The sequence below is a fragment of the Polynucleobacter alcilacus genome (genome assembly GCF_018881545.1).
GTDB classification, from domain to species: Bacteria; Pseudomonadota; Gammaproteobacteria; order Burkholderiales; family Burkholderiaceae; genus Polynucleobacter; species Polynucleobacter alcilacus.
This window is the reverse complement of the sequence record NZ_JACVQD010000001.1, coordinates 1,409,638-1,429,850: the sequence shown is the minus strand read 5'-3', so window position 1 is coordinate 1,429,850 and position 20,213 is coordinate 1,409,638. Positions and strand designations below refer to the sequence as shown.

The window sequence follows — 20,213 nt, the reverse complement described above, 5'->3', positions numbered from 1 at the left end:
ACCCTGTCATCAAAAATTAAATTGTTTGAGTGCTTCAGGCATACCTTGAGCAATTGCAGCCTGTTCTTTTGCAGCATATATAGCTGCATCCCACAACTCCAAATGACTTCCCATACCGAGCAAGATCACTTCTTTTTCAATTCCTGCTGCCGAGCGTAATTCCGGGCTCACCAAAATTCGGCCAGCGCTATCCAAATCGATCTCTGCTGCGTTGCCCAAGAAAATTCTGCGCCACCAATGTGCATCCATCGGCAGTTGTGCAACTCGCGCTCTAAACGTTTCCCATTCAGGCCTAGGGAAGAGAAGAAGGCAGCCGTCGGGGTGTTTTGTCAGCGTGATACGACCTTCGCCTTGTACCAACAAGGCGTCACGATGCTTGGCCGGTACAGACATTCGGCCTTTTGCATCTAAATTGAGAGCTGACGCACCTTGAAACACTAATTTCCCCACTTTTTCACACTTCCTCCCACTTTAGAGGATCGTACTAAGAGGGTCAAGTGTTTTTAGGGATTTTTTTAGGAATTTCTCTAGTGTTTACAAACACTTAGCGTCATGTGTTCACAAAATGCTGTTATTAAAATAGCTACTTGAAACAACGGCTTGGAAAATATACTTAAGAATAGGTCTTAGCTATTTCTCTAGATAATGCCTAAATATACTGTATTTAAAAACAGTAGTACTGAAAAAATATATCAAAATTAATCTGAAACGAATTTTCTGAATTTAATCTCAATATCAGTATTAAATTTTATAAGCAGTGGATGTCATTACCTTGGATATGGATTGCATCATTTTCTGAATTGGTTTTGGTAAATCAACTCCACCGGCATGCAATGCCGCTTGTCCATGCTCAATTTCATCAATGCGCATTTGATCAACAATAGCGCGAGAACGATGATCTTCTTCAGGCAATGTTTTGAGATGACTTTCTAAATGATTTTCAACTTGTTTTTCAGTTTCAGCGACAAAACCTAAACTCCACTTATCGCCCGCTAAGCCTGCTATCAAGCCGATTGCGAAGGATCCTGCATACCAAAATGGATTGAGATAACTCGTATGTGAGCCGAGCTCTTTGAGCCGCGTTTCACACCACGCCAAGTGATCCATTTCCTCTTGACCTGAGTGTGCAAGCATCTCTTGAATTTGGGGGTTTCGTGCCACCAATTTTTGCGATTGATAGAGCGCTTGTGCACACACTTCACCCACATGATTTACACGCATTAATCCTGCAGCGTGCTTTCGCTCGGTGGCATCTAAGGTTGAATGTGCCCCAGATTCCGATCCGGGAGTGGGACGTTGGGCATTTGCTCCGCCTACTACTGAGCGAAGTGCAGTATCAAACTCAATAATGAAGCGATCTATTGGGGTCATAAGTCAAAAGTTAGATTAAAACCTCGGCTTTACAGCTTTGCTTAGTCTTCAATCCTAGCTCGGCCAAGAGCTCACGGTCTTGCTCTGCCTCAGGGTTACCGGTAGTGAGTAGTTGCTCACCATAGAAAATAGAATTGGCACCAGCCATGAAGCACATAGCCTGAACGGCTCTTCCCAATTCTTGACGGCCAGCAGATAAACGCACACGAGCCTTGGGCATAGTAATTCGAGCAACCGCAATGGTTCTAACAAATTCAAGGGGATCCAAGGGCTTTTGATCAGCTAAAGGGGTGCCCGCTACTGGCACTAGGTGATTAATAGGCACCGACTCTGGATAAGGGTTTAAATTCGCCAAGCGCGCCAAGAAAGCAGCACGTTGCTCGCGCGTCTCACCCATACCCACAATACCTCCACAGCAAACCGACATCCCTGCTGCACGCACATTCGAAATGGTGTCTAGGCGATCTTGATAGCCACGGGTAGAGATCACTGAGCGGTAAAAATCTTCACTGGTATCGAGGTTGTGATTGTAAAAATCTAAGCCGGCCTCCTGCAAAGCCTGGGCTTGACCCGCCTCCAGCATACCTAAGGTGGCGCAAGTCTCCAGGCCCAAAGCTTTAACACCTTTAATCATCGCGGTCACTTTTTCAATATCGCGATCCTTGGGTTCGCGCCAAGCCGCCCCCATACAGAACCGATTAGAACCAGCTGCTTTAGCGGCCTTAGCCGCTTCTAAGACCTCTTCTAGCCCCATTAACTTCTCTGCCTTAACGTCGGTGTCATAACGCGCCGCTTGCGGACAATAAGCGCAATCCTCAGGGCAGCCACCCGTCTTAATGGACAGTAAAGTTGCTAATTCCACATCACCCTCAGGGAAATTGGCTTTATGAGCCTCTTGCGCCTTCAGCATTAATGCATTGAAAGGCAGTGCAAACAAAGCTTCAATCTGAGCTACCGTCCAATCGCCAGAGGCATCGACCTCTTTACGTAAATTAGCCTTAGATTTAACTAAGGTAAGCGGTTTTTGAGCAGTTTGGGCTTCCAACATGGGTAAATATCCAGGTAATAGATCAATTCAAGTCATTAACATAACAGATACAGCCCGGAATTTCGAAAAACTAGTGGTCAAATACCAAACATGAAGGTTATTTCTGATCTAAATCAACCCACCCTCGTTGATCGCAGCTTAGCGGCTGTTTGGCACCCCTGCACTCAGATGAAGCACCATGAGTCTTTTCCCCTCATCGCCATTACCAAAGGTAAAGGGGCGTGGCTTTACGATGAAAATGGGAATGCATTACTCGACTGCATTAGCTCTTGGTGGACTAATTTATTTGGCCACTCTAATGATCGTATCAATCAAGCCATCATCGAGCAACTGCAAAAAATTGAACATGTGATGCTCGCGGGTTTTACTCATCAACCCGTTGTGGAGCTTTCTGAAAAACTATCCGCATTAACTCATCATCATTTAGGACATGTTTTCTACGCATCGGATGGCGCATCCGCAGTAGAAATTGCGCTGAAGATGAGTCACCACTTTTGGCAACTCAAGGGTAAGCCCCAAAAGAAAAAATTTGTTTGTTTAGAAAATGGCTATCACGGCGAAACGCTTGGTGCCTTAGCCGTAACCGATGTTGCAATTTTCCGCGAAGCCTATGGCTCTCTATTACAAGATGTTTATACAGTTCGCTCACCAGATGCACGTCAAGCGCAAGCCGGTGAGAGTGCAGAAGACGTAGCTAAACAAGCTGCCAAAGAGCTCGAGCAACTATTTGAAAAAAAGCATGAGCATATCGCCGCTATTATCGTTGAGCCATTAGTTCAGTGCGCGGGACACATGGCGATGTATTCACCAGAATATCTCCGCCTCGTTCGAGATCTTTGCGATCGCTATGAGATCCATCTCATCGCGGATGAAATTGCTGTAGGTTGCGGGCGCAGTGGCAGATTTTTTGCCTGCGAGCATGCAGGCATCTGGCCAGACTTTTTAACCTTATCTAAGGGTATCAGCGGTGGCTACCTCCCGCTCTCCCTGTGCCTGACTACCGAGATGATTTACCGTACTTTTTATAGTGATCAAACGCAACAAGGCTTCCTGCATTCACATTCCTATACCGGTAATCCGCTAGCATGCGCTGCCGCACTTGCTTGTCTAGAAATTTTTGAGACTGAACAAGTTCTAGAAAAAAATCAACTGCGATCACAAGACTTAGCTAACGCATTTGCCTGGGCGAAAGCAGATGAACGACTAGAGCACTGGCGTCAGCAGGGTATGATTTTGGCTTTTGATATCCAAAAAAGTTATCTCAAAAATGCAAGTGCTTTTCCTCGAGAAATGTTTGCCAAAAGTTTAGAGGAAGGCATTCTCATTAGACCCATTGGCAATACGATTTATGTCATGCCGCCCTACATCTTGTCTACCGAAGAAACTTTGCAAATGGGTAAGTCTGTACAACGCGCACTTGAAAAGGTGCTGGCATGACAGGAGCCTTTAATGCATTGAAGTTGGCGCAAGATCAGATTGCCGATTTAGAGAAACAACTTCTGAAACGCAAACTTCGCGTCACCCAATCTCCTTGTGACGTACAAGCAATTGTGAGCGACAGACAGCTCAAAGCGTTTTGTAGCAATGACTATCTTGGTCTTGCCAACCATTCTGAGCTGATTAATGCCTTAGCTGAAGGTGGAAAAAAATATGGGGTTGGTAGTGGCGCCTCCCATTTAATTAGCGGGCATAGTGTCGCCCATGAACTCCTGGAGACTAAGCTGGCATCCTTTCAGGAGCCTCATATCCCCAAGGCGCGTGCACTGTTTTTTAGCACTGGTTACCTAGCAAATCTCACCGCCATTACGGGCCTAGCTAAGTTAGCGCCCCCTAGCTGTACAAGTATTTATGCCGCCAGACTCAATCACGCCTCTCTCATTGATGGCGCTCGTCTCGCTGCCACCCAAAATGGTGCAGTAATTAGCCTCTTCGACCACAGGCAACTCGATTCTTTAACCGAAACGTTAAAGCAGGATGCAAAGTTACTCAAAATCATTGTGACGGATGGTGTCTTTAGCATGGATGGTGATCTAGCACCCGTTCAAGAATTAATTCGTATTGCCGAGCAATACGATGCACTGCTCTTAGTAGACGATGCACATGGTTTTGGCGTTTTAGGTAAACAAGGTCATGGCATTTTGGAGCAGGTAGCTATTCAATCGGATCGGGTCATCTATATTGGTACTTTAGGAAAAGCTGCTGGTGTCAGCGGTGCTTTTATTTGCGCACAAGATTCCTTTATTGAATGGCTCATTCAGAAGGGACGTCCTTATATTTACAGTACTGCAACACCACCAGCGCTTGCACATACCTTGCTAAAAAGTTTAGAAATTATTGATGGCGAAGAGGGCAAGAAACGACGCGCCCATTTGAACCAACTCATCAAAGTTTGGCAGGATGAAATGTCCTTTTCTATCTGGGAGAAAGTGTCTTCCTGCACTCCAATACAACCCATCATCATGGGTAGCAATGCCAATGCCTTATTGGCTGCCAAATTACTAGATGAAGCCGGTTATTGGATTCCAGCAATTCGTCCACCAACCGTCCCTAGCGGTAGCGCGCGTTTGCGAATTACCTTTTCAGCAAACCATCGGGTTGATGATGTGCGCGAACTCATCCGCACCTTAAAAAGTATTGAACAAAAAACGCTTGAAACAATTTCTGCATGAGTAAGACATCCGGATTCTTTGTTGTTGGTACCGATACCGAGGTTGGTAAAACCTTAGCGAGTGCTGCATTCATTCTGAAGCTGCGTGAACAAGGACTGAATGCCATTGGATTTAAGCCGGTAGTCGCTGGTACATACCAAAATAGCGACGGCGCCATTCTGAACGAAGATATCGAGACCTTGCGGATTGCTTCTGAAGTAAAGCCTGGGCAACTGGAGTTATGTCCATACGTCTTAGATATCCCTGCAGCCCCACATGTAGTTGCCGCGAATCAAGGCATTCGCCTTGAGCTCAATAACATCTTGCAAGCCTTCAAGCAGATTCAAAGCCAAAGCGACTTTATTGTTGTAGAGGGTGCTGGCGGATTTCTGGTCCCGCTAAATGATCAAGAAGATCTGGGTCATCTTGCCCAGAAAATGGATTTGCCGGTGATCTTGGTGGTGGGTATGAAATTAGGCTGCATCAATCATGCCCTTCTTACTTGTGAGGCTATTCAGTCCCGTAAATTAAAGATTGCTGGTTGGCTCGCCAATACCCTTTCTATTGAAATGCCTTTATTAAAGGAAAATATTTCAACGCTGCAATCAAGAATTACTGCGCCTTTCTTAGGACTAATCCCTGCTTTGCCAAAAGAACTTCTAAAACCCAATAACAGCCCCTATTCGATTAAAGCCTTGGGTTTTGCTGCGCAGCACATTCAACTGCCAAGCCTCTAAATCATTTAAAAGTCGCCTCTAAAACTGCGTTCGAGAGGACTTTCGGATAAGATGAAGGCATGCATTTACTCCCTGAAATCATAGATTCTGCAGAAGCAGTTCAAGAAATTCGACGCGATATTCATGCTCATCCTGAATTGCGTTTCGAAGAAAACCGCACAGCCGATCTAGTTGCAGAAGCACTTTCAAGTTGGGGTATTACTGTTTACAGGGGTATGGCTAAAACTGGGGTTGTCGGCCGAATAGACGGTGAGCTTGGTCCCGGCAAAATGATTGGCCTGCGTGCTGATATGGATGCATTGCCATTGCAAGAACACAATAATTTTGCTCATACATCCCGCAATCCTGGAAAAATGCATGCCTGTGGCCACGACGGTCACACTGCAATGTTGCTGGGTGCTGCGCAATACTTATCAAATCATCGCGATTTCAAGGGTACAGTGATCTTCATTTTTCAACCTGCTGAAGAGGGCGGCGCTGGCGCTAATGAAATGATTAAAGACGGTCTCTTTAAGGAGTTTCCTTGTGATGCCGTCTTTGGACTTCATAACTGGCCAGGATTAGCCGAAGGTGCTTTTGGTGTTACTGCTGGGCCCATGATGGCTTCTAGCAATACTTTTGAAATCACCATCAAAGGCAAAGGTGGTCACGCTGCATTACCCCACAATAGCGCCGATCCGGTATTGACTGGAGCGCAAGTCGTGTTGGCTTTGCAGAGCATCATTACTCGCAATAAGCGGCCTGTAGATGCTGCCGTTCTTTCAGTTACCCAATTTCATGCTGGTGAGACAAGTAATGTCATTCCCGATAGCGCATTTATTGGGGGTACTATCCGCACATTTACGCTTGAAGTATTGGACTTGATGGAGCAACGTCTGCGAGAAATTTCCCACAGTGTTGCGAGCGCCTTTGATTGCCAAGCAGAAATTGAATTCTCCAGAAAATATCCACCACTAATCAACCATGCCAATGAAGTGCAATTTGCGAGTGAAGTAATGAGCGAATTGGTAGGCAAGCAAAATGTCGATACTGCAATTGACCCAACAATGGGTGCCGAAGATTTTGCGTTTATGTTGCTAGAGAAACCAGGATGCTACGTTTTTCTGGGTAATGGCGATGGCGATCATCGCTCTGTAGGTCACGGCATGGGACCCTGCCACCTACACAATCCTTCATATGACTTCAATGATGCTTTGATACCCGTGGGCGTGAGCTATTGGGTCAAACTAGCTCAGCGCTACCTAGAAAAGAATTAAGTCCTTAAGAGTTAGTAAATTTAGCGGGACGTTTTTCGATGAATGCTGCCATACCTTCTTTTTGATCATTTGTTCCAAAACAGGTATGGAACAAGCGCCGTTCGAAATGAATACCTTGTGAAAGAGTCGTTTCGTAAGCGGTGTTGACTGCTTCCTTAACCATCATGCTTGTCAATAAGGGCATGTCAGCAATTTCTTTAGCGATGGCTTTGACTTCTTTCAATAAATCAGCCTTAGGGAAGATGCGGGATACCAAGCCTGCACGTTCAGCCTCAACAGCATCCATCATGCGACCCGTTAAGGCTAGATCCATTGCCTTGGCTTTGGATACTGCCCGCGGCAAACGCTGAGTCCCCCCAGCGCCTGGGATGATTCCCAACTTAATTTCTGGCTGCGCAAACTTGGCATTGTCGGCGGCCATGATGGTGTCGCACATCATTGCTAGCTCACATCCACCTCCTAGTGCATAGCCCGATACTGCAGCAATCACAGGTTTACGAACTTTTTGCATGTGCTCCCAATTACGGGAAATAAAATTATGGCGATATACCTCTTGCAGGTTCCGCTTTGCCATTGAGGCAATATCAGCGCCGGCAGCAAATGCCTTCTCACTGCCCGTCACAATGATGCAGCCAATATTGTCATCTGCATCATATGCAAGCAATGCCTCGCCGAGTTCATCCATTAATTGGTCGTTCAGCGCATTTAGCACCTCAGGACGATTTAAGGTGATAGTGGCAACCTTGCCGTCCACTTCAGTCAAAATTGTTTTGTAGCTCATAGATTTCTTCCTGTCTGTAATCAATTAACGCGGCAACAATAGCCACATCTTGCCATTTTGTTTCATACGACCCGCCATTTCTCCTGCAGCCTCACCAGATCCCCAATAGTAATCAGCCCTGACGCCCCCCACAATGGCTTTACCAGTATCCTGAGCCAGCACCAACTTCTGCAAGGGTTCAGAACTCAAAGGTTTGGTGGTCACCAGAAATACCGGGGCACCCAAGGGCATTGCTTGAGGATCAATCGCAATACTGCGCTCACCGGTTAATGAAACTCCAAGGGCACCGACAGTACCCGAAGTCTCTTTAAAAAAGACAAAACGGGGATTGGCATTAAGCATTTCATTCACACGCTCAGGATTACGCTTAGCCCATTGCGAAATACCCTGCATAGTCGCCTCTTTGCTGGTAATTTCTTTGCGATCAAGCAACCATTGTGCTGAAGATTTAAAGGGCTGCTCATTTGTACCAGCGAATCCCAACTGCAATATTCTGCCGTTCTCGAGCCGAATTTTTCCTGAGCCCTGAATTTGCATGGAGGCAGCTTCAACAGGATCTTGCACCCAAGCAATTTCTGATCCTTTTAAAACTCCTGAACCCATCAACTCTGCACGGGTTGGGCCTGGGTTCGGCTTAGAATTTCGCCATGCGTTGGGATAGGCATAAAGCGGCACGCTGTAAGTGCTGGTGCGCGTTTGTGAGCCATTCATCACAGGTTCGTAGTAACCCGTAATCAAACCTGTTTCGCTGCCAGAGTGGTTGCGGATTTCATATGCCTGAAAATAAGTCTCGAAATATTTTCGAATGGCTGAGGAGTCTTGAGCAGAAACACTTCCAGCTTGAGCACACACTTGGCGCCAATTCACCTCTCCAGCGCGCTTACGTAATACGTCACAACTTTTAAGCCATGCAGGCCAAGCCTGTGTCAAGTTATCTTCTTGCCAACCAGGCAATGCCTGCCATGAAACAGCACTGAAGTTAGCTATTGATGAGTTATAAGTTGAGGGCGCAGCGCCAGAACTGCCAGAGCGATAACCAGTTCCTCGCGTTGGCGGAGTTGAGCAAGCAACAATTAAGCTAGCAAGCAATATAGCGAATACACTTAGATGGAATAATTTAAATTTAGAAATCATGATTGCCAATTTACTTGATGAATACCCCATGCTGCTCTTTGTTATTGAAGGCGCTATTGCTTTAGGACTTTTATTATTTATTGTCCTCTGGACGGGCAAAGGGAAAAAATAGCATTTTTACTACTTTGCATTAATGCAGGGTACGTGGCATTACTAGTGCAAATTCTGGGATTGGGGCCTGAAAAAACTGTGCCTCCTCTGTCACACAGAAGTACTCGCCTCGCATAGTGCCCGCCGGGGTGGGTAAGGTAGCCCAACTGGTGTATTCAAACTGCTCCCCAGAGCGCAATAGGGGTTGCTGACCCACTACCCCCAAGCCCCGCACTTCTTGGACATCATTATCCCCATCAGTAATGAACCAATGGCGGGCAATCAGCTGAATACTGGCTGCGCCAGTATTGCGAATGGTGACCGTATAGGCAAAGGCAAATTGACGGTTATCGGGGTCAGATTGCTCTGGAAGGTACTGGGCTTTGACCGCAATAGTAATTTCGTGGGGATTCATGCACGAATTCTGCTCCATCCTAAGGCCAACTGCAAGCTAGAATCTAGGGATGGAAAGCCAAAAAACACTACCAAATCCCCAATTTGTTATTGCCCCCTCCATTTTGTCGGCTGATTTTGCCTGCCTAGGTAAAGAAGTCCAAGATGTTCTCGCAGCGGGTGCTGATTGGATCCACTTTGATGTGATGGATAACCACTTTGTTCCGAACCTGACAATTGGTCCGCTTGTTTGCGAGGCCATTCGTCCGCATGCAAATAAAAACGGCAAGGCCGCCATGATAGATGTGCATTTAATGATCGAGCCGGTAGATCGGATCGTCCCCGATTTTGCCAAGGCTGGCGCAAATTTAATTAGCTTTCATCCGGAAGCTAGCCCTCATGTAAACCGCACTCTCGATTTAATCCGTGATCAAGGTTGTCAAGCAGGTCTCGTACTCAATCCTGCGACACCACTAGATCATTTAGACCATACCCTCGAATTGCTTGACTTGGTTTTACTCATGTCTGTTAATCCAGGCTTTGGCGGTCAATCTTTTATTCCAAGCACTCTCCATAAAATTACTCAAGTACGCGAACGCTTGGATCGATATCAAGCAGAGACGGGGCGCCATATTCGTCTTGAAGTAGATGGCGGTATTAAGGTGGATAACATTGCAGAGGTTGCGCAAGCGGGTGCCGATACTTTTGTAGCTGGCTCTGCTATTTTCGGCAAAGAAAATTACACCCAAGTCATAGCAGCAATGCACGCTGAATTAGGGAAGCTAGGAAAAGCCTAATGCAACGTGAAGAATTTAATACTCTGGCAAAACAGGGTTTCAACCGCATTCCGATTGTTAAAGAGGTCTTATCTGATCTAGAGACGCCGCTGTCACTTTACGTCAAGCTCAGTCAAACGTTTGGTAACAAAAATACTTGTTTACTGGAATCCGTCTTAGGTGGTGAGCGCTTCGGCCGCTTCTCCTTTATTGGCCTACCCGCAAAGACTGTTATTAGAACAGTAGGGACTCCGTCTGCGCCTATCAATGAAGTAGTCACAGGTGACAAAGTCCTTGAAAGCAATACCGATAACCCACTGGATTTTGTAGACGCTTATTTCAAACGCTTCAAGGTTGCGGTCCATTCAGGCCTACCTCGCTTTTGCGGTGGACTCGCTGGTTACTTTGGATATGACACTGTTCGCTATATTGAATCTCGTTTAGCTCAACACGGTCTACCAGACGAGCTAGGTGTTCCGGATATACAGCTCATGCTTACTGAAGAGTTAGCGGTCATTGACAACATTGCAGGAAAAATTTATTTCATCGTCTATGCAGATCCAAGTGGGGTTGATGGCTTTGATAAAGCGCAGGCTCGTTTAAAGGAATTGCTTGCCTGTCTTGGCAAACCAGCGAACATGCCTGCATCACTACCAAGCGCCAAGACTGAACTCGTCCGTAAATTCAAAGCAGCAGATTTTGAAGATGCAGTACGAAAAACCAAAGAATATATTTTGGCTGGCGATTGTATGCAGGTCGTTATTGGTCAACGCATCAGCAAACCATTTACAGATTCTCCATTAGCTCTTTACAGAGCACTTCGCTCTTTAAATCCTTCGCCATACATGTACTTCTATGATTTTGGCGACATGCAAATTGTTGGATCCTCCCCAGAAATCTTGGTGCGCCAAGAACAATTGGCCGCAGAAAAGATTGTGACGATTCGCCCGCTTGCTGGAACACGTCCGCGTGGTGTTACACCTGAAGAAGATGAGCGCTTGGCTGCCGAACTCTTGGCTGATCCCAAAGAAATTGCCGAGCATGTCATGTTGATCGATCTGGCCCGTAATGATGTGGGCCGAATCGCTAAGACCGGGTCAGTAAAAGTTACTGACTCCATGTCGATTGAAAAGTATTCTCATGTGCAGCATATTGTGAGCTCAGTTGAAGGGCATCTTTTAGATAATATGAGCAATATGGACGTACTGAGAGCCACTTTCCCTGCAGGAACCTTATCGGGAGCGCCAAAAATACGGGCAATGGAAATCATTGATGAGATGGAAATCGTAAAACGTTGTGTTTACGGTGGAGCAGTTGGCTATCTTTCTTTCTCGGGAGACATGGATGTCGCTATTGCTATTCGTACAGGGGTGATTCGCGATGGCGTACTGCACTCACAAGCTGGTGCTGGTGTGGTTGCTGATTCAGATCCCACAGCCGAATGGAAAGAAACGGAAGCCAAGGCTCGCGCCGTATTAACGGCCGCTGAATTAGTGCAAGGAGGACTTGATGCTCCTCATGATTGATAACTACGATTCGTTTACCTATAACCTCGTGCAATATTTTGCTGAGCTGGGTGAAGAGGTCAAAGTCTTTCGTAACGATGAGATCTCCGTTGAGGATATTGCGTCCCTCAATCCTGCACGGATTTGTATTTCTCCGGGACCATGTAGTCCAGCAGAGGCAGGCATCTCGGTTGAAACAATCAAACACTACGCCGGAAAAATTCCGATTTTAGGTGTTTGCCTTGGTCACCAAGCTATTGGCGAAGCCTTTGGCGGTAATGTGATTCGGGCTCAAAAGGTCATGCATGGCAAAACGGACTTGATTCATCACACTGGTGTTGGCGTTTTTAAAGACTTACCGAATCCATTCAAGGTCACCCGCTATCACTCTTTAGCAATTGAAAACAATTCCTTACCAGCAGTATTAGAGGTGACCGCAACCTCATCTGATGGCGAGATTATGGGTGTGCGTCATCGCGAATTGGCTGTTGAAGGGGTTCAATTTCATCCTGAATCCATTCTTTCCGAGCATGGACATGCTCTGCTCAAGAATTTTTTACTAAATACATAAGCAATCTGATAAAAAGCGCTATGCCAATCACTCCTCAAGAAGCCTTACAACGCTGCATTGAACATCGCGAACTCTTTCATGATGAAATGACTGCGATGATGCGACTCATCATGAGTGGTGAAATGTCACCGGAACTCGTCGCTGGCCTATTAGTCGCCTTACGTACTAAAAAAGAAACTGTTGGAGAGATTGCCGCAGCCGCCAAGGTCATGCGTGAATTTGCAACTCCTGTACAGGTTGACGATCGCAGCAATTTAGTTGATGTAGTAGGTACTGGTGGGGATGGAGCACATACTTTCAACATTTCTACTGCTGCAATGTTTGTAGCGGCGGCAGCTGGAGCAAAAATTGCTAAGCACGGCAATCGCAGTGTTAGCAGCAAATCCGGCAGCGCAGATGTATTGGAAGCCCTAGGCGTCAATCTGGGACTTTCAGCAGAACAAGTTGCGAAATGTATTGCTACAGTAGGTGCCGGCTTTATGTTTGCCCCAAATCATCACCCCGCCATGAAAAATGTCGCGCCTATCCGAAAGCAATTGGGTGTGCGAACGATTTTTAATATCCTGGGCCCTCTTACTAACCCTGCTGATGCGAAACGAATTTTGATGGGCGTATTCCATTCAGACCTAGTTGGCATTCAAGCACGCGTTCTCCAAGCGCTTGATATGGATCATGCTTTGGTTGTTTATGGTCGCGATGGTTTAGACGAAATTTCTCTTGAAGGCCCAACCTTGGTTGGTGAACTGAAAAATGGGGTGGTGCGTGAATATGAAATTCATCCAAAAGACTTTGGCTTAAATATCGCACCCAGTAATACTTTCAAAGTGGCTAATGCGGAAGAGTCTAAAAAAATAGTTTTGGACGTGATTGACAATAAACCTGGGGCTGCAAGCGATATTGTCTGCCTCAATGCAGGTGCAACCCTCTATGTTGCCGGAGTTGCTAAAGATATTGCCTCAGGTCTTGCAATGGCTAAGGCCGCTATTGCTTCTGGTGCAGCTCGTAAAAAGTTAGATGCATTTGTTGCTGCAACCCAATCTAAATAACTGATTATTTATGAGTGATATTCTCGATAAAATTGTTGCGACAAAAAAGATTGAAGTTTCAAGCAGTTTAAAACGCACTTCTCTTGCCAATCAACGTGAGATTGCTGAGGCAAACAAGCAAGATCCCCTTTTGAAGCCACGTGGCTTCATACAGGCTATTGAAAACCAAATTGCCACTGGCAAAGCGGGCGTCATTGCTGAAATCAAAAAAGCCAGTCCTAGCAAAGGCATACTGCGCGAGAATTTCAAGCCTGCAGAAATCGCGCAGTCTTATGAAAAACATGGCGCCGCCTGTTTATCCGTCCTCACTGATCTTGATTATTTCCAGGGTTGTAATGCCTATTTGCAAGAAGCTCGGGCAGCGTGTCGCATTCCCGTATTGCGTAAGGATTTCACGATCGATCCCTATCAAGTCTATGAAGCACGCGCAATTGGAGCGGATGCCATTCTGTTAATTGTTGCCTGCTTAGAACTAAATCAAATGAAGGATCTTGAAGCCTGCGCTCATGATCTCGGTCTTGATGTGTTGGTTGAAGTACATAATGCCCCTGAGCTAGAGCAAGCCTTAGAACTAAAGACGCCTTTATTAGGCATCAATAATCGTAACCTCAAGACCTTTGAAGTAACGCTGCAAACCACACTTTCACTTCTGTCAATGGTTCCCAGCAATAAAATCTTAGTGACAGAGTCTGGGATATTGAACCGTTCTGATGTTCAATTAATGCGCGAGAATCAAATCAACGCATTCTTAGTTGGTGAAGCGTTTATGCGTGCAGCAGATCCAGGCACAGCGCTTAGCGAACTATTCTCCTAATCTTTTTAAAAGACCTAGGTTGCAGCAGAAAACCGCCAGTGTTATAAGGTTGCTTAAGTAGTATTCGTCTTTGATTTAGCTATTTAGACGTTAAACAAGAAATTCAATACATCTCCATCTTTAACAACATACTCCTTGCCTTCAGCACGCATCTTGCCAGCTTCTTTAGCGCCTGACTCACCCTTAAACTGGATAAAGTCATCATAAGCAATAGTTTGAGCACGAATAAAGCCCCGCTCAAAATCTGTATGAATCACGCCCGCCGCTTGCGGTGCTGTATCACCTAGATGAATTGTCCAAGCACGCACTTCTTTTACACCAGCAGTGAAATACGTTTGCAAACCAAGCAAGGTATAGCCTGCGCGAATCACGCGATCCAATCCCGGCTCTTCCATACCCAAGTCTGCTAAAAATTCAATCTTGTCAGCATCCTCCAAGTCGGCAATTTCTGCTTCAATCGCTGCACAGACTGCAACTACTGGCGCCTGTTCTTTTGCAGCATGTTGCTTTACCGCTTCAAGATGCGGGTTATTTGTAAAGCCATCTTCTTTGACATTCGCAACATACATCGCCGGCTTGGCAGTAATTAAACATAATGGCTTAATCAATAGCAACTCTTCTTCATTCAAATTCAGGCTACGTACTGGCAAGGCTAAATCCAAATGCGCTTGGACTTTAGTGAGAACGGCGACTAAAGCAGCAGCTTCTTTATCATTACCTGACTTCGCGGCCTTACTGGAGCGATTGAGGGTTTTTTCAACGGTAGCCAAGTCTGAGAGTGCTAACTCAGTGTCAATGACGCCAATATCAGCGATAGGGTCAATCTTGCCTGCCACATGTATGACATTAGGATCTTCAAAGCAACGAACAACGTGCGTAATTGCGTCAGTTTCTCGAATATTGGCTAGAAATTGGTTACCCAAGCCCTCACCCTTAGATGCGCCCGCAACTAAACCCGCAATATCGACAAATTCGACAGCTGCGGGCAGGATGCGCTCCGGCTTAACGATCTCAGCCAAAGCGGCTAGACGAGGGTCAGGGACCTCAACAATGCCCACATTAGGCTCAATCGTGCAGAAAGGATAGTTTTCCGCTGCGATCCCAGCCTTGGTAAGCGCATTAAAGAGGGTAGATTTGCCGACGTTAGGCAGGCCGACGATGCCACATTTTAAAGACATGCCTTTATTGTAAAGGCGCTGGTTTCGATATCATCAAGGTATGTCAGAAGTTCAGCGAAATCACCCACCCAAATCCCTTTTGCAGTCCGGCAAAATCCGCACCGCAGACGTAGTCGTAGTCGGCGGAGGTATTGCTGGCAAGGCTTGCGCCTTAGGCTTAGCCCAAATGGGACTACAAACCCTTGAAATTGCCCCAGATCTGGAGCAAACAGTCCCTGCTCCTAGTGGGCCTCAATTGGGTCAGCGAATTTATGCTTTTTCTTCAGGGACCCAAAAATTGCTGGCTCATCTGCAGATATGGGATGCCATCGATCACACCAGAATGCAAGCCGTTCGCGACATGCGGATTTATGGTGATCGCGGCGAAAAAAATGATCAACTCCATCTTTCCGCTTTCGAAGCAGGCACTCCTCAATTAGCTTGGATCGGAGAATCCAATGTCATTGAGCACACCCTCGATCAGGCATCACGCTTTCAAAATAAATTGGAGCGCATCGCTGATGCCGTTGAAAAAATTGAGTTTGATGCCGATGGAAATACGCTGCACTTAAGAAGCGGTGGCATAGTTCGGGCGCAATTGATCATTGCTGCGGATGGCGCGAACTCTCCTATTCGTTCTGAGCTAGGTATTACGACGAGCGAAGAAAGCTACTCACAAAGTGCTGTGGTTGCTAACTGGCTTTGCACCTATCCGCATCTTGATACTGCGTTTCAATGGTTCTTGCCTGGTGGCGACATCATTGCAATGCTTCCTTTGCCTGAAAAACAAGTCTCAATGGTATGGTCAACCTCACCCGAACACGCAGCTGAATTATTAAAGCTCGATCAAACACAATGGCTTGACCAATTTTCAACAATTGCCAATGGCGCGATTAGCAAACAACTAGGTGAGTTGACGCTGAATTCAGTGCCGGCCGCGTTTCCACTCAGAAAAATTCGGGCTCAGCGCTTTATTGGTCCCGAGTTATTCCCAAGAGTTGTACTCATTGGCGATGCAGCCCATGTAATGCACCCGCTGGCAGGGCAAGGTCTCAACCTGGGTCTGCGAGATGTAGCGGTGCTACTCAATATTCTGGGAAAACGTGAATCATTTCGCTCGCCTAGCGATAGGGTGCTTCTGCGTCGCTATGAGCGTCAACGTCAAGGCGATACTAGCGCGCTGTTATGGGTTACAGATAGACTCAAGAAACTATTCTCTGCCAGTAGCAATACAGAAAGGCAACTTCGTAATTGGGGCCTTGGTCTAGTAAATAAAAGTCACTTCATGAAACAGCGCCTCATTGAGCGCGCATTAGGAGAAATTGATTTTGAATAAATTGTTATCTGCAATAGCACTTCTCTGCGCGACCCTATTCTTTTCTGGGTATGTGCACGCTCAAGCAGAGCAGCAAGTGAAAACTGAGATCCAGAAAAAGTTGGGCTCCAACGCAAAGGTGAGAAGCGTCACTGCATCACCCGTTTCCGGTTTATATGAAGTTCTTGTGGGAAATGAAATTTTTTATACCGATACTTCTGGAAAGTATCTGATTCAAGGTGAAATTATTGAATTAGCGAGTGGCAAAAATCTTACCGAACTAAGACAGGCAGATTTAAACCGTATTAAGTGGGCAGACTTGAGTCAGGCAAATGCTATCAAAACTGTTCGTGGCAATGGCAGTCGCCAATTGGCAGTGTTTTCTGATCCAAATTGCGGCTATTGCAAACGACTCGAGAAATCTTTACAACAGCTAGACAATGTCACGGTCTATACCTACCTCATCCCCATCCTGTCGCCTGACTCTGCCCAGAAATCAAAGCAAATTTGGTGTTCTTCAGACCCTTACAAGACATATATTGACTGGATGATCAATGGGATTAGTCCAAGCGGTAAAAGTGATTGCACTACCCCCTTAGATAAAAATATGGCATTTGCTAAAACCTATGGAATCACTGGTACTCCAACCCTCTTCTTTACAGACGGTAGCCGCTTTCCTGGCGCAGTACAGATTGCCGATATCGAAAAGAAATTTAGCGCGCTGAAATAAATACGATGAATACAGCAGATCTACCAGCGATCCAGTACACAGTTTGGCCAGCAGACCTTCATGGCCATCGCTTTCAGGTGAAATTACATATTGCAGCACCAGATCCAGACGGGCAAATACTGCAAATGCCTGCATGGATCCCGGGAAGTTATTTGATTCGAGACTTTAGTAAGCAGATTGAATCAATTGAGGCTCATTCAATTGGTTTTAAGAAGCAAAAACTTTCCCCTGAAAGAATCAATAACGATCAATGGCGCTTACCCAAAGTAAGTGGCCCAGTTGAAGTGCTGACAACGGTATACGCATATGACCCCTCTGTACGCGCTGCCTATCTGGATACCGAGCGCGCTTTCTTTAATGCAAGCAGCTTATGTCTAGCGGTATTGGGGCAGGAAGATTTACCCTGTTCGCTTGCTATCGTCCCACCGGATGCGGGATTTGCCGATCATTGGTCGGTAGTAAGCAGTTTACGAGTTGCGAAAGTGGATGAAAGAGGATTTGGTTTTTATCTTGCCCACAATTACGATGACCTGTTGGATCATCCATTCGCTTTGGGTGAGTTTCAACTGGTTCACTGGAAATCGAATGGTGTAGCCCACAGTATGGCTATTCAAGGATGCATTCATCCAGTAGATGCAAAAAGACTTGCTCAAGATCTACAGGCAATCTGCGCTTGTACCATCAATCTATTTGAGCCCAACAGCAAACATGCACCATTTACCAGCTATCTCTTTTTAGTAAACGCCGTTTTGAATGGCTATGGCGGTCTTGAGCATCGCAGTAGTACAGCATTACTCTGCCGTCGTGATCAAATTCCGCAACTAAATACACCGCTAGATGATTCTGCTTATCGTGAGTTTCTAGGTCTATGCAGTCATGAGTACTTTCATGCATGGCTTGTGAAGAGAATTCAGCCAAAAGCATTTCAGCCTTACGACCTCAGTAAAAGAAATCACACACGCCTACTGTGGCTGTTTGAAGGCTTTACTAGCTACTATGATGATCTCCAACTATTCCGCAGTAAACGTATTGATCTCAAAACCTATTTGAAATTAGTCACCGACAGTTGGAATGGCATCTTAAGGGGGCCAGGAAGACAAAAGCAAAGCCTAGCAGATAGCTCATTTGATGCTTGGACAAAGTACTATCAGACTGATGAAAACACGCCCAATGCCGTTGTCAGCTATTACGGTAAAGGCGCCCTACTTGCTCTAGGGCTTGATTTACAAATTCGGGCTTTCTCGAAAAATAAAAAATCACTAGACGACCTCATGCGCCTCATCTGGCAAAGACATGGCATTACCCTCGATGGTATTGCCGAGGATGGTCTAGATAAATTAATCCATGCGCTACTGGGTTCTGGCTTTAATAAGATCTGGAATGACATGAAGTCGCGTTATATTTTTGGCACTGAAGATATCCCCATTCAAAAGTGGATTGGCTCCAAACTCATTTCAGTTACACCAAAAACTCAATCACAGTTAGAAAAAATCAAATTGCAATTTGGTATGCGTCATACCGAAGTTAACGGATGGTTGAAGATAACTCATGTCTTAGATGGTGGCTTTGCCCAATTGGCTGGCCTAGCACCAGGTGACCTGCTTGCCAGCATCAACGGCCAGCGCATTACCAACAGTCGTTGGGATAAAGTCCTAGGCAGTCTTAGCGAAGGACAAAACATTCATATCTGTTTTTATAGAGACGACTTAGAACATGAGCGGATGGCGACCCTACAAACGAATCAACTGCCAATCCAGTATGAGCTCAGCCCAGCTCGCTAATTCACAATACAGATTGATGCACTCTTTTTCTCAAGACGATATTCCGGAAGATTGGCGTGCGTTATTGGGTGACTATTTTGAATCTGATGCTTGGAAAACATTAGAGGCTAATTTACGAGTAGCTTTAAAAACCAATCCAGGGCTGATTCGTCCAGAGCCGTATCTTTTTTTTAAGGCACTCACACTCACCCCTCTGGCATCAGTCAAATTGGTAATCCTCGGTCAAGATCCCTATCACTCACCCAGCCTTGCACAAGGTCTAGCATTTTCAATTCCCGCTAGCGTTCCATGTAAGTCTCGAGAATTTCCCAGTTCGTTGCGTAATATCAGTAAAGCACTGGCGCTTGAGGGGTTTGGTGAACTCCCAAACGGAGATCTTCAATCCTGGGCTGAGCAAGGAGTGCTGCTTCTAAATACCGCACTGAGTGTTAGACTGGGTGAAGCAGGCAGTCATGCCAACTTGGGATGGAAAAGTCTGATTGACCGCCTCATTTCTGCGCTTACGCTGCAAAGACCCCATCTAGTCTGGATACTTTGGGGAGGGCACGCTCAATCTAAATTGCCTTTGATTGAAGCCGGCAAGGATCAATTGATATTGCAATCGTCGCATCCGTCTGGTCTGGGAGTATATAAAACCAATAAACCATTTTTAGAACCCGGTGCTAAGGCAAGCTGTGGCCACTTTACTCAAACCAATCAGTGGCTTATCAACCATGGCATGGACCCAATTGAATGGGTTAATCAAGCTCAAATGAATTCAAAAATGGATTCTCAAGCAGACTTATTTAGCTAAAGCGGTAAAAACACAGCCAGCTAGGCAAGAGGCAAAGATTGCGCTTAGCCATTCCAGCATTTGCCCGGATTGAAAAAATCCCAAGTATTGACCGATAAAGGAGCTTGCAGCAGCCGCAAGAAAGCCTAGAAACGCGGCCACAAGGAACTTTCCTGGATTTGATCCATTGGATTGACCGGGGTAAAAAATCCAAGCAGAAGCCCCAGAAATACCGCCAATAAGCAGAAAAGCCAAAAACCCCATTGTTACCCCCATTAATGCTGTCAT

The 20,213-nt window shown here is 45.9% G+C and carries 21 protein-coding genes; 13 read left to right on the top strand and 8 right to left on the bottom strand.

Features of this window, described 5'->3' with window-relative positions; all coding sequences use genetic code 11:
* Positions 1-9: 9 nt before the first annotated feature.
* From mraZ to bioB, 3 genes are all read right to left on the bottom strand, one after another.
* On the bottom strand, positions 10-438 hold the full coding sequence (gene mraZ, locus ICN45_RS07385; RefSeq protein ID WP_216174946.1) for a division/cell wall cluster transcriptional repressor MraZ: 429 nt from the start codon (positions 436-438) through the stop codon (positions 10-12).
* A 303-nt stretch (positions 439-741) separates the two neighbouring features.
* Positions 742-1,371, bottom strand: coding sequence for a 2-polyprenyl-3-methyl-6-methoxy-1,4-benzoquinone monooxygenase (gene coq7, locus ICN45_RS07380; protein ID WP_216174944.1), 630 nt, complete (start codon positions 1,369-1,371; stop codon positions 742-744).
* Between the two features lie 10 nt (positions 1,372-1,381).
* Positions 1,382-2,419: a biotin synthase BioB gene (gene bioB / locus ICN45_RS07375; RefSeq protein WP_216174942.1), complete on the bottom strand. Its 1,038-nt coding sequence runs from the start codon at positions 2,417-2,419 to the stop codon at positions 1,382-1,384.
* Between the two features lie 90 nt (positions 2,420-2,509).
* On the opposite strand from bioB, the gene bioA reads away from it, so the two are divergent.
* Genes bioA through ICN45_RS07355 form a run of 4 tightly spaced genes read left to right on the top strand, consistent with a single transcriptional unit; the run spans position 2,510 to position 7,060 of the window.
* Positions 2,510-3,856, top strand: coding sequence for an adenosylmethionine--8-amino-7-oxononanoate transaminase (bioA, locus tag ICN45_RS07370; protein ID WP_216174940.1), 1,347 nt, complete (start codon positions 2,510-2,512; stop codon positions 3,854-3,856).
* A complete protein-coding gene (locus tag ICN45_RS07365; protein ID WP_216174937.1) occupies positions 3,853-5,088 on the top strand; it encodes an 8-amino-7-oxononanoate synthase in 1,236 nt (411 codons plus the stop codon). Before bioA ends, ICN45_RS07365 begins: the two co-directional genes overlap by 4 nt.
* A complete protein-coding gene (gene bioD / locus ICN45_RS07360) occupies positions 5,085-5,804 on the top strand; it encodes a dethiobiotin synthase (RefSeq protein ID WP_216174935.1) in 720 nt (239 codons plus the stop codon). The genes ICN45_RS07365 and bioD overlap by 4 nt, the downstream gene beginning before the upstream one ends.
* Positions 5,805-5,863: 59 nt before the next feature.
* Complete coding sequence (locus ICN45_RS07355) at positions 5,864-7,060, top strand: M20 aminoacylase family protein (RefSeq protein WP_216174933.1); 1,197 nt, start codon at positions 5,864-5,866, stop codon at positions 7,058-7,060.
* 4 nt (positions 7,061-7,064) lie between these two features.
* Here the strand turns inward: ICN45_RS07355 and ICN45_RS07350 are convergent, their stop codons facing one another.
* From ICN45_RS07350 to apaG, 3 genes are all read right to left on the bottom strand, one after another.
* Positions 7,065-7,841 (bottom strand): enoyl-CoA hydratase, encoded by a 777-nt coding sequence (locus ICN45_RS07350; RefSeq protein ID WP_216174931.1) that lies wholly within the window; start codon positions 7,839-7,841, stop codon positions 7,065-7,067.
* Between the two features lie 24 nt (positions 7,842-7,865).
* Positions 7,866-8,975, bottom strand: coding sequence for a murein transglycosylase A (gene mltA / locus ICN45_RS07345; RefSeq protein WP_216174929.1), 1,110 nt, complete (start codon positions 8,973-8,975; stop codon positions 7,866-7,868).
* A gap of 130 nt (positions 8,976-9,105) precedes the next feature.
* Positions 9,106-9,480: a Co2+/Mg2+ efflux facilitator ApaG/CorD gene (gene apaG / locus ICN45_RS07340; protein ID WP_216174927.1), complete on the bottom strand. Its 375-nt coding sequence runs from the start codon at positions 9,478-9,480 to the stop codon at positions 9,106-9,108.
* A 49-nt stretch (positions 9,481-9,529) separates the two neighbouring features.
* On the opposite strand from apaG, the gene rpe reads away from it, so the two are divergent.
* The 5 genes from rpe to trpC are packed head-to-tail and all read left to right on the top strand — an operon-like array spanning position 9,530 to position 14,170.
* A complete protein-coding gene (gene rpe, locus ICN45_RS07335) occupies positions 9,530-10,255 on the top strand; it encodes a ribulose-phosphate 3-epimerase (protein ID WP_216174926.1) in 726 nt (241 codons plus the stop codon).
* Positions 10,255-11,760, top strand: coding sequence for an anthranilate synthase component I (trpE, locus tag ICN45_RS07330; RefSeq protein ID WP_216174924.1), 1,506 nt, complete (start codon positions 10,255-10,257; stop codon positions 11,758-11,760). Before rpe ends, trpE begins: the two co-directional genes overlap by 1 nt.
* The gene (locus tag ICN45_RS07325; protein WP_216174922.1) at positions 11,744-12,310 is read left to right on the top strand and encodes an anthranilate synthase component II; all 567 of its coding nucleotides are present in this window, start codon (positions 11,744-11,746) and stop codon (positions 12,308-12,310) included. Before trpE ends, ICN45_RS07325 begins: the two co-directional genes overlap by 17 nt.
* 20 nt (positions 12,311-12,330) lie before the next feature.
* Positions 12,331-13,356, top strand: coding sequence for an anthranilate phosphoribosyltransferase (gene trpD, locus ICN45_RS07320; protein WP_216174919.1), 1,026 nt, complete (start codon positions 12,331-12,333; stop codon positions 13,354-13,356).
* A 10-nt stretch (positions 13,357-13,366) separates the two neighbouring features.
* Positions 13,367-14,170 (top strand): indole-3-glycerol phosphate synthase TrpC, encoded by an 804-nt coding sequence (trpC, locus tag ICN45_RS07315; RefSeq protein WP_216174917.1) that lies wholly within the window; start codon positions 13,367-13,369, stop codon positions 14,168-14,170.
* Positions 14,171-14,253: 83 nt separating this feature from the next.
* Here trpC and ychF read toward each other — a convergent pair whose 3' ends face one another.
* Complete coding sequence (gene ychF, locus ICN45_RS07310) at positions 14,254-15,348, bottom strand: redox-regulated ATPase YchF (RefSeq protein ID WP_216174915.1); 1,095 nt, start codon at positions 15,346-15,348, stop codon at positions 14,254-14,256.
* A 40-nt stretch (positions 15,349-15,388) separates the two neighbouring features.
* Here ychF and ICN45_RS07305 point away from each other — a divergent pair, with 40 nt between their 5' ends.
* Genes ICN45_RS07305 through ICN45_RS07290 form a run of 4 tightly spaced genes read left to right on the top strand, consistent with a single transcriptional unit; the run spans position 15,389 to position 19,946 of the window.
* Complete coding sequence (locus ICN45_RS07305; protein WP_216174914.1) at positions 15,389-16,663, top strand: FAD-dependent monooxygenase; 1,275 nt, start codon at positions 15,389-15,391, stop codon at positions 16,661-16,663.
* A complete protein-coding gene (locus ICN45_RS07300) occupies positions 16,656-17,372 on the top strand; it encodes a DsbC family protein (protein ID WP_216174912.1) in 717 nt (238 codons plus the stop codon). Before ICN45_RS07305 ends, ICN45_RS07300 begins: the two co-directional genes overlap by 8 nt.
* A 5-nt stretch (positions 17,373-17,377) precedes the next feature.
* Complete coding sequence (locus ICN45_RS07295) at positions 17,378-19,153, top strand: M61 family metallopeptidase (protein WP_216174910.1); 1,776 nt, start codon at positions 17,378-17,380, stop codon at positions 19,151-19,153.
* Complete coding sequence (locus ICN45_RS07290; protein ID WP_255531120.1) at positions 19,131-19,946, top strand: uracil-DNA glycosylase; 816 nt, start codon at positions 19,131-19,133, stop codon at positions 19,944-19,946. The genes ICN45_RS07295 and ICN45_RS07290 overlap by 23 nt, the downstream gene beginning before the upstream one ends.
* Here ICN45_RS07290 and ICN45_RS07285 read toward each other — a convergent pair.
* Positions 19,935-20,213, bottom strand: a complete 279-nt coding sequence (locus tag ICN45_RS07285; protein ID WP_255531166.1) for a hypothetical protein — start codon at positions 20,211-20,213, stop codon at positions 19,935-19,937. The genes ICN45_RS07290 and ICN45_RS07285 overlap by 12 nt on opposite strands.

What these genes read in the sequence shown, in the direction of transcription:
- coq7 (WP_216174944.1), bottom strand. Translation starts at nt 1,371, where the DNA reads ATGACCCCAATAGATCGCTTCATTATTGAGTTTGATACTGCACTTCGC.
- bioB (WP_216174942.1), bottom strand. Translation starts at nt 2,419, where the DNA reads ATGTTGGAAGCCCAAACTGCTCAAAAACCGCTTACCTTAGTTAAATCT.
- bioA (WP_216174940.1), top strand. Translation starts at nt 2,510, where the DNA reads ATGAAGGTTATTTCTGATCTAAATCAACCCACCCTCGTTGATCGCAGC.
- ICN45_RS07365 (WP_216174937.1), top strand. Translation starts at nt 3,853, where the DNA reads ATGACAGGAGCCTTTAATGCATTGAAGTTGGCGCAAGATCAGATTGCC.
- bioD (WP_216174935.1), top strand. Translation starts at nt 5,085, where the DNA reads ATGAGTAAGACATCCGGATTCTTTGTTGTTGGTACCGATACCGAGGTT.
- ICN45_RS07355 (WP_216174933.1), top strand. Translation starts at nt 5,864, where the DNA reads ATGCATTTACTCCCTGAAATCATAGATTCTGCAGAAGCAGTTCAAGAA.
- ICN45_RS07350 (WP_216174931.1), bottom strand. Translation starts at nt 7,841, where the DNA reads ATGAGCTACAAAACAATTTTGACTGAAGTGGACGGCAAGGTTGCCACT.
- mltA (WP_216174929.1), bottom strand. Translation starts at nt 8,975, where the DNA reads ATGATTTCTAAATTTAAATTATTCCATCTAAGTGTATTCGCTATATTG.
- apaG (WP_216174927.1), bottom strand. Translation starts at nt 9,480, where the DNA reads ATGAATCCCCACGAAATTACTATTGCGGTCAAAGCCCAGTACCTTCCA.
- rpe (WP_216174926.1), top strand. Translation starts at nt 9,530, where the DNA reads ATGGAAAGCCAAAAAACACTACCAAATCCCCAATTTGTTATTGCCCCC.
- trpE (WP_216174924.1), top strand. Translation starts at nt 10,255, where the DNA reads ATGCAACGTGAAGAATTTAATACTCTGGCAAAACAGGGTTTCAACCGC.
- ICN45_RS07325 (WP_216174922.1), top strand. Translation starts at nt 11,744, where the DNA reads ATGCTCCTCATGATTGATAACTACGATTCGTTTACCTATAACCTCGTG.
- trpD (WP_216174919.1), top strand. Translation starts at nt 12,331, where the DNA reads ATGCCAATCACTCCTCAAGAAGCCTTACAACGCTGCATTGAACATCGC.
- trpC (WP_216174917.1), top strand. Translation starts at nt 13,367, where the DNA reads ATGAGTGATATTCTCGATAAAATTGTTGCGACAAAAAAGATTGAAGTT.
- ychF (WP_216174915.1), bottom strand. Translation starts at nt 15,348, where the DNA reads ATGTCTTTAAAATGTGGCATCGTCGGCCTGCCTAACGTCGGCAAATCT.
- ICN45_RS07305 (WP_216174914.1), top strand. Translation starts at nt 15,389, where the DNA reads ATGTCAGAAGTTCAGCGAAATCACCCACCCAAATCCCTTTTGCAGTCC.
- ICN45_RS07295 (WP_216174910.1), top strand. Translation starts at nt 17,378, where the DNA reads ATGAATACAGCAGATCTACCAGCGATCCAGTACACAGTTTGGCCAGCA.
- ICN45_RS07290 (WP_255531120.1), top strand. Translation starts at nt 19,131, where the DNA reads ATGAGCTCAGCCCAGCTCGCTAATTCACAATACAGATTGATGCACTCT.
- ICN45_RS07285 (WP_255531166.1), bottom strand. Translation starts at nt 20,213, where the DNA reads ATGACAGCATTAATGGGGGTAACAATGGGGTTTTTGGCTTTTCTGCTT.